Here is a 13074-nt window from a genome sequence, read left to right on the forward strand (position 1 = left end):
TGACGGTCTTACGGCTCCGCCACGGGACCTTCGGGCCCTCGCCGCGCTCGCCGTCCTCGCCGTCCTCGCGGCCTTCGCGGCCTCAGGCGCTCTTGAGTTCCTGGCGCTGTCGGCCGAGCCCCTCGACCTCCAGCTCGACCACGTCGCCGGGGCGCAGGTACGGCTTGGGCTCCGGCTGCCCCATGGCGACGCCGGCGGGCGTGCCGGTGTTGATGACGTCGCCCGGGTAGAGGGTCATGAACCGGCTGACGTACCGGACGACTTCCGCGACCGGGAAGATCTGGTCGGAGGTGTGGCCGTCCTGCTTCAGCTCGCCGTTGACCCAGAGGCGCAGGGAGAGCGCCTGCGGGTCGGGCACCTCGTCGGCGGTGACGAGCCAGGGGCCGAGCGGGTTGAAGGTCTCGCAGTTCTTGCCCTTGTCCCAGGTGCCGCCGCGCTCGATCTGGAACTCGCGCTCGGAGACGTCGTGGGCGACCGCGTACCCGGCGACGTGCGCGAGGGCCTGCTCGTCGGTCTCCAGGTAGCGGGCGGTGCGGCCGATGACGATCGCCAGCTCCACCTCCCAGTCGGTCTTCACCGAGCCGCGCGGCACGAGCACGGTGTCGTCCGGGCCGACGACGGTGTCGGCGGCCTTGAGGAAGACGACGGGCTCGGCCGGGGTCGCCTGGCCGGTCTCGGCAGCGTGCCCGTGGTAGTTGAGCCCGATGCACACGACCTTGCCGATCCGGCCGACGGGCGGGCCGACGCGCAGCCCGGTGGCGTCGAGCGGGGGCAGCACCCCGGCACCGGCCGCGGCGCGGATCCGGTCGAGGGCCCCGGCGTCGGAGAGCAGGGCGCCGTCGACGTCGTCGACGAGGGCGGAGAGGTCGCGGAGGGTGCCGCCCTGGTCGAGGAGGGCGGGACGCTCGGCTCCGGGCGGGCCGACACGCAGCAGCTTCATGGTCTTCTCCCTGTGGTCGAGGTGGGCCCGGGAGGGCCCTGCGATGCCCCGGCCGATGGAGTGCGGCCATCGGAGGATTGGTCGATCCTCCAAGAGAACGGTCCGCTCTGCAAGACCCCGCCCACGCAGTGGACCCTTACGCGCGAGTAGCGACGCCGTCGCCGGGCGCCCCCGCCACCGGCGTGCGGAAGAGGAAGGCCCGCTCGACGACGGTCCAGGCGGTGCTGGTGACGACGTAGAGGGCGGCGGCGAGCGGGACGACGGCGACCGTGATCAGGGTGGCGAAGGAGAGCAGCGGCATCACCTTGGTGACGGTGCCCGCGCCGGGGGCGGACTGCCCGAGGTCGAGGGGCTGGGCGGCGAGCTGCCGCCTGGTGTGGCGGTAGCCGAAGGCGGCGACGGCGGTGACGAGCGCGAACAGGACGAGGTAGACCTGCCCGGCCGGGCCGAACGCGCCGCCGTGGGAGAGGGCGTCGGCCCAGCGGTCGCCGAGCGGGGCGGCGAAGAGGGCGTGCCCGGCCATCCGGTCCCCGGCGAACAGGTGGTACATCAGGAGGAAGGCGGGCGCCTGGAGCAGGCTCGGCATGATGCCGGCGAAGGGCGAGACCTTCTCCTTGGCGTGCAGGTCGAGGATCGCCCTCTTGAGCCGCTCGGGGTTCTTGGCGTGCTTCTTCCGGAGCGCGGCGAGCTGCGGGGCGATGCGGGTGCGGGCCTTCTGCCCGCGGGCGGCGGCCCGGGAGAGCGGGTGGACGGCGAGCCGTACGAGCGCGGTGAAGAGGACGATCGCGGCGGCGGTGGCGGTGGTGGCGAAGAGCGGCTGGAGCAGCTCGGCGAGCCGCTCGACCAGGGCGGCGAAAAGGGACATGAGCGCGGACATGGGGGAGCCCTCCGTGGGGTCTCGTCGTGCCGGGGAGAGGTGCGTTTCTCGGCATGACGGATCCGCGCGGGGGTTGTCCGGGGGGTGCGGGAGCTCCCTACGCGGCCGTCGGGAGGGGACGGCCGGGAGCCCGGGGTCTGCGGCGGCCGGCGGCGTCGGGGTCGCGCTGCGGCAGGAAGGCGGTGCGCCGCTCGCGGTCGCGCAGGGCGGTGCGGACGGCGGCCGGCGGCGCGGCCGGAGTCGTACGGACGCCGGTCAGGGTGTGGACGAGGGTGGCCGCGGCGAGGGCGAAGGCGGCGGAGACACCGGCTCCGGCGAGGCCGCCAGCCCCGTCGGACAGGAGCAGTCCGGCGAGGGCGAGCAGGAAGAGCAGCGGCGCGACGACCCGTGGGGCCGGGGTCCTGCCCGTCATCCCGTCACCTCCTCCGTACCGCCGGATTCCTCTCCGGGAAGACGCACGACGGGACGGGGAAGTTCCCTCGCCCCGCCTGCCGGTCTAACCGGTCTCCAGGGGTACGAGGAGGCGCCGGGGCTTCAGGAGGGCGCGGCCGACGGGGTCGGCGGGGTCCGGGTCGAGTCCGGCGCCGGGCCGCATCTCGATGTCGGCGGGCGGGACGGGGAGGCGGCAGGCGGGGCAGGCGCCGTGCGGGTCGAGTTCGGTGCCGCAGACGGCGTGGTGGAAGCGGCGCATCGGCAGGGTGCCGGGGAGTTCGGTCCGGGCCCAGGAGCCGAGCGACCAGAGGACGGGCCAGAGGGCGAGGCCGCGCTCGGTGAGGACGTACTCGTCGCGCGGGGGCGACTCCCGGTAGCGCCGCCGTTCGAGGACGCCGACCTCGACGAGGGCCTGGAGGCGGGCGGCGAGGACGGCACGGGGGACGCCGAGGTGGGCGAGGAAGTCGCCGTAGCGCCGGACGCCGTAGAAGGCGTCGCGCACGACGAGGAGGGTCCAGCGCTCGCCGACCACTTCGAGGGCGCGGGCGATGGAGCACTGCTGCCGGGCGTAGTCCTTGCCGAGGGCCATGGGATCCATCGTACCGAACCCGGTTCGGTCAACGAACCGACCTGATACGTTGAGTTCGTTCACCGAACCGACCGATCGGCCGACAGGTGGAGGCCCCGCCGTGCCCCGACGAACGCGCCCCGCGCCCGTGTCCGCCCTCTCCCCGGTCCGCGAGGGGCGCCCGAAGACGGCCACCCTGGCCGTGACGGCGACGGCGACGGCCGTGGCGCTGATGAACTACACGGCCCCGATGCCCACCCTCCCCGCCGTGGCGGCCGCCTTCGGGACCCCGCCCTCCGCCCAGGCCTGGCTGCTCAACGGCACCCCGCTCGGCCTCGCCGCGTTCCTCCTGGTGGCCGGCGGCCTCGCCGACGCGTACGGCAGGCGCCGGGTCTTCCTCCTCGGCACGCTCGCCCTCGGCCTCACCACCGCGCTCGGCGCGCTCGCCGGCTCCACGTCCGCCTTCACGGCGGCCCGGATCGCCCAGGGCGCGGCGAGCGCGGCCGTCCTCGCGGGCAGCCTGGGCCTGCTCGCCCACGCGTACCCGACGGGCCGGCACCGGATCAGGGCGACGGGCCTGTGGGGCGCGTCGGTGAGCGGCGGCATCGCCCTCGGCCCCCTCCTGGCGGGCGCGCTGAGCCCGGTGGACTGGCGTCTGGCGTACGGGGTACTGGGGGCGGGGGCCTTGGCGACGGCGACGGCGGGGGCGGGGGCGCGGTGGCTGCCGGGGGCGGGACGGGCGGCGGTCACGAAGACATCCGGGGCGGGGGCACCCCACCCGGCACCCTGCCTGGCACCCCCTCCGGCACCCCGCCCGGACGTCGTGGGGGCGCTGACCCTCGGCCTGGCCCTGGCGGCGCTGCTCACGGCGCTCACCCTGGGCAGGGACGGCTGGCTGCGGGCCCCGGTGGGCGCCCTGCTCCTGGCCTCGGCCGCCCTGACGGCGCTGTTCGCGGCGGTGGAGGCGCGGAGCGGGAACCCCATGATCGACCTGGCGCTGCTGCGGCGGCCGGCGTTCCTGGCGTCGACGCTCGGGGCGCTGTTCACGGGCCTGGCGGTGATCGGCCTGTTCAGCGTGGTGCCGACGCTGCTCCAGGTCGGCGCCGGGATGTCCCCGCTGGGCACGGCCTGGCTGTTCCTGCTCTGGTCGGGGACGGCGTTCGTGGCAGCCCTCCAGGCGCGCCGCCTCGCGGCCCGGCTGTCGGCCGCGCGCCAACTGGCCCTGGGGTTCGCCCTGTCGGCGGCGGGTGTCCTGACGTTCCTGGGGGCCCTGGAGAACCACGCGGGCGCGTGGCGCCTCTTCCCGGGCCTGCTGGTGGCGGGCGCGGGCAGCGGCCTCCTGAACGCGGCGCTCCCCCGGCTCGCGGTCGACTCCGTACCGCCGGAGCGGGCGGCGATGGGCTCGGGCGCCAACAACACCGCCCGCTACATCGGCTCCTCGGCGGGCGTGTCCCTGACGCTCGCCCTGGCGACGGCGGGCCCGGACGCGGCCCTCGTGGCGTCGGCGGCGCTGGCGGTGACGGGGGCGGTGCTGGCGCTCGTCCTGGCGAGGAGATAGCCCCCGGAAAGAGAGATCGGCCACTCCCGGGGGGAGGGGGACGAAACCCCGCAGGTGAGACCGCACGCCCGCGTCCCGCCTCCCCCCGGGGGGCACGACAAGGACCGGGGTGCCAACTCTCGGGGGCCGTACAGCAGTACGGTGTGACTCATGCGCCCCGACACGCCTGCCGCCCACACCGCCGAAGCCGAGCGTCTGCTGCGCACCGCCGCGCAGTACCCGGGTGACCGGGAGCCCCTGTACCTCCAGGCGGCGGCCCACCTGGAGCTGGCGGGCGACCGCCCGGGCGCGACGGCCCTCTACGACGACCTCCTGTCGTCCGAGCCGGCGAACCCGCACCTGATCAGGGCGCTGAAAGCGGCGAACCTGTGGGAGTACGGGCACGAGGCGGAGGCCCGGGCGATCATCGAGGGCCTCCGGGGCGCCCGGCCGTCGGACGCGGCACCGTGGGAGATCGCGGCGGAGACGCTGGAGGCCCACGACGAGCTGGAGGAGGCGGAGTCGACCCTGACGCAGGCGGCGAGACTCCTGGTGACGGCCCCGGACGACCTCCCCCACGCGACCCGGTCCCTGATCACGACCCGGCACCGGGTCCGCCGGATGCTGGCCCTGCCGCACGACGACTGGGACGCGCTGGCGGACCGGCTCCACACGGCGGCGGTCCCGCTGGACGAACTCCACGACCCGAAGCGCCTCTGGTCCCTGGGCTCGGAGGACCCGGCGGAGCTCCGGGCCGAGATCGCCCGCCTCCGCTCCGAACTGGGCACCTACCGCACCGCCCTCTCCCGCCCCTTCCCGGTCGCGGTCCTCCACTGGCCGGAACCGGAACTGGACGAGCTCCTCGCCGCCTACCCGGAGCTGGAGGCCGAGTACCCCACCTACACGGCCCACCTCACCGACATCGAGGCCTCCCTCCGCGAACTCGCCCAGGCCGGCACCCCCAACCTCGGCATCGTCCGCGCCACGGTCCCCTCCTACGAGGCCTTCGCCGCCTCGGAGTCCACCCGCCCCTCGAACGCCGACCTCCTCCCCCAGTACGCCACCACCCTGGCGGCCCGAGCCCGCGCCACGGCGTGGCCTCCGGCGCGGGGGGCGGAGTGCTGGTGCGGGTCGGGGGAGACGTACGGGAAGTGTCACGGGTCGGAGTGATCGCCGGCCCGGTGCCTCATCGAGCTCCTGTCCGTGACGCCTGATACCAATGGGGGTCGATCAGGGAGGGGAACACGATGAGCGAGCTGTCGGACTCCGGCGGGCCGGTTTCGGGGCTCTACGAGCAGTTGGTGACCTTGCGGCTCGAAGCACAGCTCAAGGTCCTCTCTGAGCGCGGTTGGTACGCGATCGACGAGGCCGTCGGACCCGAGTCGTCCCCGCGCGTCCTGGCACAGCACGTGGCCGACACCGTGCGTCGCATCCTGGAGAGACTGCCTGCGACGGAGCACGTCCATGCGGCCAACCACATCCTCGAATCGATGAACACCATCGAGGGCGCCCGAGAATGGGTCGAACTCGTTGCTGACGGTCCGCGCCAGCTCCTTGCCGTCGCGGAGCAAGAGGCCAAGGGCGTGTACCGGATCCGTCCTGCGACCCCCCTCGCGGAGACGGCCCTCCTCACCAATGCACCGGAAGACCCCAGCTTGGGTTTCGAGCTGCGGGCCGAGCTGGCCACGGCCGATCGCGTGGACCTGCTGTGCGCCTTTGTGAAGTGGCACGGTCTGCGGGTCATCGAGCAGTCGCTCGAGGCCGCCCACACCCGGGGCGTCCCCATCCGGGTCATCACGACGACGTACATCGGGGCCACCGAGCGGCAGGCGCTCGACCGCCTCGTCCGGCAGTTCAACGCCGAGGTCAAGGTCAACTACGAGCTCCGCTCGACGCGCCTGCACGCCAAGGCGTGGCTCTTCCGGCGACACAGCGGCTACGACACCGCGTACGTCGGCAGCTCCAACCTGTCGAAGGCGGCGCTCCTCGACGGGCTGGAGTGGAACGTCCGCTTGTCGTCCGTCGCCACGCCTGACGTCATCCGCAAGTTCGAGGCCACCTTCGACTCCTACTGGAACGATCCCGCCTTCGAGCCGTACGACCCCGAGCGCGACGCCACACGGCTCAGCAAAGCGCTCCAGATAGCAGGGCACGGCAAGGGTGCCTCCTCGGACCAGCGGATCACCCTGTCCGGACTGGAGGTGCGGCCGTATCCGCACCAGCGGGACATGCTGGAACGTCTCCAGGTGGAACGCGAGGTCCACGACCGGCACCGCAACCTTCTCGTAGCAGCAACCGGCACGGGCAAGACGGTCATGGCCGCGCTGGACTACAAGCACCTGCGGCAGCAGCACGGCCGTGATCTACGCCTCCTGTTCGTCGCCCACCGTCAGGAGATCCTGCGCCAGTCGTTGCGCACCTACCAGGACGTACTCGTGGACGCCAACTTCGGCGAGGAGCTTCACAGCGGCCTCGTGCCCGAAGGGTGGAAGCACATTTTCGCCAGTGTGCAGTCCCTGAAGGGACAGCGTCTAGAGCAACTATCTCCCGATCACTTCGACGTCATCGTCATCGACGAGTTCCACCACGGAGTGTCGTCGACCTATCGGAAGATCATCGAGCACTTCCGGCCCCTGGAGTTTCTGGGACTCACCGCCACGCCGGAACGCATGGACGGCCGCAACGTCCAGGACGAGTTCTTCGACGGCCGCATCGCGGCGGAGATGCGGCTGTGGGAAGCGCTGGAGAACGACCTCCTGAGCCCGTTCCACTACTTCGGCATCACCGACAACACGGACATGAGCGCCGTCGCCTGGAAGCGAGGGGCGTATGACTCCTCGGCGCTCAGCGAACTGTTCACGGGCAATGACGCCAGGGCGCGACTCGTCGTTCAGGCCGTGCGGGACAAGGTGGCGAATCCCGGAGCCATGCGGGCTCTCGGTTTCTGTGTCTCCGTCGCCCATGCCACCTTCATAGCGGAATTCTTCCGACGTGCCGGTCTCAAGGCCGTCGCGCTGTCGGGTGAGAGCCCCCGGGAAGAGCGCAAGGCGGCGTTGGCCGCCCTGCGCGCCGGTGAGATCCAAGTGATCTTTTCGGTCGACCTCTTCAACGAAGGGCTGGACATTCCTGATGTCGACACCCTGCTCCTGCTGCGTCCGACCTCCAGTGCCACGGTCTTCCTCCAGCAGTTGGGCCGCGGGCTGCGCCGCACACAGGACAAGGCGGTCCTCACCGTGCTCGACTTCATCGGTCAGCACCGCAAGGAGTTCCGTTTCGAAGAGCAGTTCCGCGCTCTGACCAACCTGACGCGCAACCGCCTCCTCGCCAACATCGAGCATGACTTCCCCCAGCTGCCGTCCGGCTGCCAGATCATCCTTGAGTCGAAGGCCAAGGAGCTGATCATCGACAACATTCGGAGTCAGATCGGCGTCAACGTCACGCAGCTCGCCCAGGAGGTCAAGCGGTACGGGATGCCGAAGCTCTCGGCGTACCTCCACGAAAGCGGCCGCGAGCTAAAGGAGATCTACCGCGGCAACGGAAACTCGTGGACGGGGCTGCTCCGCCGGTCCGGGCTGCTGCCGAAGGACGCACCGCAGGGAGAAGAGGCCCTCCTCAAGCGCATGTCGGCCTTCCACCACGCCGACGACCCGGAGCGGATCGCCGCCTACTCGAGGATCCTTGAGGACGACGCCCCGCGCTACACCGAGCTGAACAACCGGGACCAGGCCTTCGCGCGGATGCTCTACTTCTCCCTCTGGCCGCTGAGCGGGTTCACGAGTTACGAGGAAGGCTTGGAGTCGCTCCGCGCCCAGTACGCCGTCCGAAGTGAGCTCCGTCAGGTGCTGGACTACGCATGGGAACGACTCGACCACGTCCCCATCAGCCTGAGCGGCCCCCTCGCCGAACTGCCGTTGACCGTCCACGCCTCCTACAGTCGCGAGGAGATCCTCCCTGCACTGGGGCAGTCGCTCGTGGACCGCGATGTGCCCGGGCACTTCCGTGAAGGGGTGAAGTGGTGCGACAACATCAAGACGGACGCCCTCTTCATCACCCTTGAAAAGGATGAGAAAGACTTCTCTCCCCAGACGCGCTACCACGACTACGCCGTGAGCGAGTTCCTCTTCCACTGGGAGTCCCAGAACCGGATTTCGGGCACGTCAGCAACGGGCCGCCGCTACCAGAACCACAAGGCAGAAGGCTCCCACGTCCTCCTCTTCGTACGCCGCTACAAGAAGACCGACATCGGCGGCCCGCAGCCCTGGATGCTCCTGGGGCCGGCCGAGTACGTCGATCACAAGGGCAGCAAGCCGATGGGGATCAAGTGGCAACTTCGGCACGAGATCCCTGCCGACGTCTGGACGTACTCAACGATCGCCGCAAGCTGACGGGAGGGGATGACTGAGAGGTCGACCACGCCGAGAAAGGAAGAAGGACCAGTCGTGGCAACAGAGTTCATCCAGGTACCGGTCATCGCCGATGTCGTCGGGGGCCACACCGGAAAGCTCGACGACTTCAAGGGCGGGGTGGAGTCGATCATCCGGCTGCGGCCGGAGTTCCCCGTCGAGACGCTGCGGGGCATCGAGGAGTTCTCCCACCTCCAGGTCACCTGGTTCTTCAACCTCGGCTCCCCGGACGACGTCGCCCTCCACGCCCGCAGCCCCCGCGACAACCCCGCCTGGCCGGCGACCGGGACCTTCGTGCATCACAACCACCGGCGCCCGGCCCGGCTCGCGACCTCTTTCCCGAGGCTGCTCAAGGTGGACGGGCTTGACCTGTACGTCACGGACTTGGACGCCGACGAGGGGACCCAAGTCGTCGACCTGGTCGCCGTGTTCCAGGAGATGCTCCCCCGTGGCCCCATCACCCAGCCGACGTGGCCGGGCGAAATGCTGGCGGACTACTGGCGGGACGCGTCCGAGCGTTGAGGAGACGTGCGGGTGCCCTGAAGATCACCCACATAGGTGATCTTCACGCCGTGTGTCCGGCTTGACACTTTGCGTGCTGTACGGTCGCGTGAAACGGCCCCCGCCGATGGTTGCAGCCGTCAGCGAGGGCCTGAACCACCAGTGGACAGGACCCACCCGTGATCTACCGCAACGTTATCGCGCCCACGCGCGCCTTCGGCCAGTACTCGCACGAGATCATCCGGCATCCCCGCCTCAACTCCGACGCCGTGCGCCTCCTCACCTGGCAGCTCTCGCTCCCTCGGGGAGCCCGCGAATCGCTCTCCCGGACCGCCGAGCGCGCCCGGATCGGGGCCTGCGCCTTCGGGCGGGCCAAGCGGCAGCTCAAGGAAGAGGGGTTCGTGCACGAGCGGCGGGTCCAGGGTGCCGGTGGGCACTGGATCACCCAACAGCTCGTCTCCAGCGCTCCCTTGACCGCCGACGAGGCCGCCAAGATCCTCGCCCGGACCCCCCTCCCCACCTGCGGGGACCAGGTATCCCCGCAGGTCGCGCCGAGTCCCCGGAATCGAGCCGCCGGTGTCCCGGCCGTCGGTGCTCCGGGGGCCCCGTCGACCGGCGGTCATCCAGAGGAAGAACCCGTAGAGGACACCTCCAACCTTCCGTCGGCGGCCGACGAACCGGCCGACGAGCCTGCCGCCATCACCAGCCCCCGGCAGGAAGAGGCCCGCGCCCTCGTCGGTGCGCTGCCGCTCCTCTCCCCCGCCCTCCGGCACATCCCGCCCGCCATGCGCGACGAACTCGCCCGGCTCGCCGCGCGCTGGCTCGACGCCGGGCACACCTCCGCCGACGTCCACGAGCACGTGCTGCGCGGCCTGCCCGGTGCGGGAACGCCCGTGCACCGGCCCGGTGGGCTGGTCCGGTACCTGCTCCGCGACGTACCGCCCCGCGCCCTGCCCCGGCCCGACGACCCCTCGCCGTCCGGGCCCCGGCTGTCCTCGCGGCTCGAAGGCGCGCGCGAGTGCTCCGGCGACCACACCCAGCCGATGCTGTTCCGGCCCGTCGGGGACGAGACGCTCTGCGGCCGGTGCGCCGCCCGTACCCCCGTCGAACCCTGACCCCCCGCAGGCCCCCCGCCCCCACCTCGTACGCTCGGAGGACGAACCGAGGACGAACCGTCGACCCGAAAGAGGCCCCGCCATGCCCCGCATCCCCTCCCCCCTCACCGCCGCCGCCGGCCTCGTCGGCGGGTACGCCGTCGCGCGGTGGACCAAGAAGCGGCCGCTCGGTGGGGTCGTGCTCGCCGTGGCCGGTGGGGTGGCCGCGCGGGAGTGGCAGCGGGTGGGCGGGGCGAAGGCGTCCGTGGGGCTGACGTCCGCCTATGTCGCCGCGTTCGCCGGGTCGCACCCGCTCGCGAAGAAGGTCGGCGCCTGGCCCGCCGTGTTCTCCGTGGCCGGGGCCGTCGCCGCCGCCTCCTGGGCCGTCACCCGCGACAAGGACTGAGGCACCCGCGACAAGGGTTGAGCCCCCACGACAGGGCTCAGCCCCCCAGCCCGTGGCTCACCGTGTAGATCAGCAGCCCCGCGAGCGCTCCCACCACCGTCCCGTTGATCCGGATGAACTGCAGGTCCCGCCCGATGTTCGCCTCGATCTTCTTCGAGGTCTGGGTCGCGTCCCAGCTCGCCACCGTGTCCGTGATCAGGGACGTGATCTCGTCGCGGTAGGTGGTGACGAGGTACGCCGCCGCGTCCTCCGCCCAGCCGTCGACCTTCGCCTGGAGGCGGGCGTCCGAGGAGAGGCGGCGGCCCAGGGAGATGAGGGAGGCGCGGGCGCGCAGGCGGAGCTGGCTGTGGTCGTCCTCGGCCGCCGCGATGATCAGGGAGCGGACCGACGCCCAGGCGGAGGCGATGACGTCCTGGACCTCCGGGCGGGCCAGCAGGTCCGACTTCAGGCGCTCGACGCGGACCCGGGTGTCCGTGTCCGACTGGAGCTCGACCGCGAAGTCCGCCAGGAAGCGGTCGATCGCCCCGCGCGCCGGATGCCCCGGCATGTCCCGCATCTCGGTGACGAAGCGGAGCAGCTCCTTGTAGACGCGCTCGCCGATCCGCTTGTCCACGAAGCGCGGGGTCCAGCCCGGCGCCCCGCCCTGGACCGCGTCCATCACCGAGTCCCCGTGGGTGACCAGCCAGTCGTGGGCCCGGGTGCAGACCAGGTCCACCGCCCGGCGGTGCGCCCCGTCGTCGACCACCTTCTCCAGCGTCTTGCCCAGGGGCGGCGCGATCTCCACCGCCTCCGCCCGCCGGGTGATCGCCTCCCCCACCACCGCCTGCACGTCCGAGTCCCGCAGGACCGTCAGCGCGCCCCGCAGGGCCGTGGACAGCTCCGCGACCACCCGGTCGGCGTGGGCCGGGTCCGCCAGCCAGGCGCCCAGGCGGCCGCCGATGCCCAGGGCGGTCAGCCGGCCCCGTACGACGTCGGCGGAGAGGAAGTTCTCGCCGACGAAGGTGCCCAGCGACGTGCCCAGCTGGTCCTTCTTCTTCGGGATGATCGCCGTGTGCGGGATCGGCAGCCCCAGCGGATGCCGGAAGAGCGCCGTCACCGCGAACCAGTCCGCGAGCGCGCCCACCATGCCCGCCTCCGCCGCCGCCGCGACGTACCCCGCCCAGGCTCCCGCCCCGGAGTTCCGCGCCCACGTCGCCAGTGCGTAGACCACCGCCACGAGGAGCAGCAGGGACGTCGCCAGCGTCTTCATGCGCCGGACGCCCCTGCTCTTCTCCTCGTCCGCGGCCGTGTACGAGAAACTCACCATGCGTCGACCTCCTACCTCAGGGACTCCCGGCGCTCCTCCCGAGTTCCCCCGTACATCTTCGCGATCACCGCCTCGATGTCCGGTTCCCGCACCGACAGGTCGACGAGCGGATGCGCGGCCGCCACCGCCGCGACCAACGGGGCCGCCGATTCCGTCGCCGGGAAGGCGAGCCACTGGCGCGGTCCCTCCGCCCGTACGAAGCGGGCGCCGGGCACGTCGATCGGGGGCAGTTCGCGCTCCAGGTCCACCACCAGGAGCCGCTCGCTCTCGCCGACGGCGTGCAGGCCGGAGAGTTCGCCGTCGTACATCAGGCGTCCGTGGTCGATGACCATCACCCGGGAGCAGAGCTGCTCGATGTCGGTCAGGTCGTGGGTGGTCAGGAGGACCGTCGTGCCCCGCTCCCCGTTCAGCTCGCGCAGGAACTCCCGCACCTTCGCCTTCGAGACCACGTCCAGGCCGATCGTCGGCTCGTCCAGGTACAGCACCTCGGGGTCGTGCAGCAGGGCCGCCGCGACGTCGCCGCGCATCCGCTGGCCGAGCGAGAGCTGCCGCACCGGCACGTCGAGGAGTTCCCCCAGGTCCAGGAGGTCCACGCAGCGGTCGAGGTTCTCGCGGTAGCGGGCGTCGGGGATGCGGTACATGCGGTGCATCAGCCGGTACGAGTCCCTCAGCGGCAGGTCCCACCAGAGCGTGGTCCGCTGTCCGAAGACCACCCCGATCCGCTGGGCCAGACGGGTGCGCTCGCGGGACGGGTCGATGCCCGCGACCCGCAGCCGGCCGCCGCTGGGGGTGAGGATGCCGGTCAGCATCTTGATGGTGGTGGACTCCCCGGCCCCGTTGGGGCCGATGTAGCCGACCATCTCGCCGCGCTCCACTCCGAACGAGATCCCGTCGACCGCCCGGACCTCCCGTTTCTCCCGGCGGACCAGGCCCGCCTTGCGGCGGACCGTGAAGGTCTTCTCCACCCCGTCCAGGTGGATGAAGGGCTCGGTGGACGACATCCGGAGTCC

Annotated in this window: 12 protein-coding genes; 6 read left to right on the forward strand and 6 right to left on the reverse strand. The window is 71.9% G+C overall.

The window, feature by feature from the left end:
* Positions 1-82: 82 nt before the first annotated feature.
* The 4 genes from ACIQD7_RS16255 to ACIQD7_RS16270 all read right to left on the reverse strand — a co-directional run bounded on the left by ACIQD7_RS16255 (position 83) and on the right by ACIQD7_RS16270 (position 2838).
* Positions 83-940 (reverse strand): fumarylacetoacetate hydrolase family protein, encoded by an 858-nt coding sequence (locus ACIQD7_RS16255; protein ID WP_351971251.1) that lies wholly within the window; start codon positions 938-940, stop codon positions 83-85.
* 136 nt (positions 941-1076) lie between these two features.
* On the reverse strand, positions 1077-1817 hold the full coding sequence (locus ACIQD7_RS16260) for a YidC/Oxa1 family membrane protein insertase (protein WP_402442176.1): 741 nt from the start codon (positions 1815-1817) through the stop codon (positions 1077-1079).
* A gap of 97 nt (positions 1818-1914) precedes the next feature.
* A complete protein-coding gene (locus tag ACIQD7_RS16265) occupies positions 1915-2229 on the reverse strand; it encodes a DUF6412 domain-containing protein (protein ID WP_402442178.1) in 315 nt (104 codons plus the stop codon).
* Positions 2230-2313: 84 nt separating this feature from the next.
* The gene (locus ACIQD7_RS16270) at positions 2314-2838 is read right to left on the reverse strand and encodes a winged helix-turn-helix transcriptional regulator (protein WP_402442180.1); all 525 of its coding nucleotides are present in this window, start codon (positions 2836-2838) and stop codon (positions 2314-2316) included.
* Here ACIQD7_RS16270 and ACIQD7_RS16275 point away from each other — a divergent pair.
* From ACIQD7_RS16275 to ACIQD7_RS16300, 6 genes are all read left to right on the forward strand, one after another.
* Complete coding sequence (locus ACIQD7_RS16275) at positions 2837-4375, forward strand: MFS transporter (RefSeq protein WP_402442181.1); 1539 nt, start codon at positions 2837-2839, stop codon at positions 4373-4375. The two genes, ACIQD7_RS16270 and ACIQD7_RS16275, sit on opposite strands and share 2 nt — an antisense overlap.
* A gap of 150 nt (positions 4376-4525) precedes the next feature.
* Entirely contained in the window at positions 4526-5524 is a 999-nt protein-coding gene (locus ACIQD7_RS16280; protein ID WP_402442183.1) for an SEC-C metal-binding domain-containing protein, read from the forward strand.
* Positions 5525-5601: 77 nt separating this feature from the next.
* The gene (locus tag ACIQD7_RS16285; protein WP_402442185.1) at positions 5602-8739 is read left to right on the forward strand and encodes a DUF3427 domain-containing protein; all 3138 of its coding nucleotides are present in this window, start codon (positions 5602-5604) and stop codon (positions 8737-8739) included.
* 9 nt (positions 8740-8748) lie between these two features.
* The gene (locus tag ACIQD7_RS16290) at positions 8749-9279 is read left to right on the forward strand and encodes a TrmO family methyltransferase (RefSeq protein ID WP_402442187.1); all 531 of its coding nucleotides are present in this window, start codon (positions 8749-8751) and stop codon (positions 9277-9279) included.
* A gap of 158 nt (positions 9280-9437) precedes the next feature.
* Positions 9438-10373: a hypothetical protein gene (locus ACIQD7_RS16295; RefSeq protein WP_402442189.1), complete on the forward strand. Its 936-nt coding sequence runs from the start codon at positions 9438-9440 to the stop codon at positions 10371-10373.
* Between the two features lie 82 nt (positions 10374-10455).
* Complete coding sequence (locus ACIQD7_RS16300; RefSeq protein WP_391165647.1) at positions 10456-10758, forward strand: hypothetical protein; 303 nt, start codon at positions 10456-10458, stop codon at positions 10756-10758.
* Between the two features lie 37 nt (positions 10759-10795).
* Here ACIQD7_RS16300 and ACIQD7_RS16305 read toward each other — a convergent pair whose 3' ends face one another.
* Both ACIQD7_RS16305 and ACIQD7_RS16310 read right to left on the reverse strand, forming a co-directional pair.
* The gene (locus ACIQD7_RS16305; protein ID WP_402442191.1) at positions 10796-12064 is read right to left on the reverse strand and encodes a DUF445 domain-containing protein; all 1269 of its coding nucleotides are present in this window, start codon (positions 12062-12064) and stop codon (positions 10796-10798) included.
* Positions 12065-12075: 11 nt separating this feature from the next.
* On the reverse strand, positions 12076-13065 hold the full coding sequence (locus tag ACIQD7_RS16310) for an ATP-binding cassette domain-containing protein (RefSeq protein WP_402442193.1): 990 nt from the start codon (positions 13063-13065) through the stop codon (positions 12076-12078).
* Between the last annotated feature and the right edge of the window lie 9 nt (positions 13066-13074).

This window comes from Streptomyces sp. NPDC093071, from assembly GCF_044754545.1.
GTDB lineage: Bacteria > Actinomycetota > Actinomycetes > Streptomycetales > Streptomycetaceae > Streptomyces.

Coding starts and splice junctions, on each gene's coding strand:
- ACIQD7_RS16285 (WP_402442185.1), top strand. CDS start 5,602: ATGAGCGAGCTGTCGGACTCCGGCGGGCCGGTTTCGGGGCTCTACGAG.
- ACIQD7_RS16280 (WP_402442183.1), top strand. CDS start 4,526: ATGCGCCCCGACACGCCTGCCGCCCACACCGCCGAAGCCGAGCGTCTG.
- ACIQD7_RS16310 (WP_402442193.1), bottom strand. CDS start 13,065: ATGTCGTCCACCGAGCCCTTCATCCACCTGGACGGGGTGGAGAAGACC.
- ACIQD7_RS16270 (WP_402442180.1), bottom strand. CDS start 2,838: ATGGCCCTCGGCAAGGACTACGCCCGGCAGCAGTGCTCCATCGCCCGC.
- ACIQD7_RS16305 (WP_402442191.1), bottom strand. CDS start 12,064: ATGGTGAGTTTCTCGTACACGGCCGCGGACGAGGAGAAGAGCAGGGGC.
- ACIQD7_RS16300 (WP_391165647.1), top strand. CDS start 10,456: ATGCCCCGCATCCCCTCCCCCCTCACCGCCGCCGCCGGCCTCGTCGGC.
- ACIQD7_RS16265 (WP_402442178.1), bottom strand. CDS start 2,229: ATGACGGGCAGGACCCCGGCCCCACGGGTCGTCGCGCCGCTGCTCTTC.
- ACIQD7_RS16260 (WP_402442176.1), bottom strand. CDS start 1,817: ATGTCCGCGCTCATGTCCCTTTTCGCCGCCCTGGTCGAGCGGCTCGCC.
- ACIQD7_RS16275 (WP_402442181.1), top strand. CDS start 2,837: ATGGGATCCATCGTACCGAACCCGGTTCGGTCAACGAACCGACCTGAT.
- ACIQD7_RS16255 (WP_351971251.1), bottom strand. CDS start 940: ATGAAGCTGCTGCGTGTCGGCCCGCCCGGAGCCGAGCGTCCCGCCCTC.
- ACIQD7_RS16290 (WP_402442187.1), top strand. CDS start 8,749: ATGACTGAGAGGTCGACCACGCCGAGAAAGGAAGAAGGACCAGTCGTG.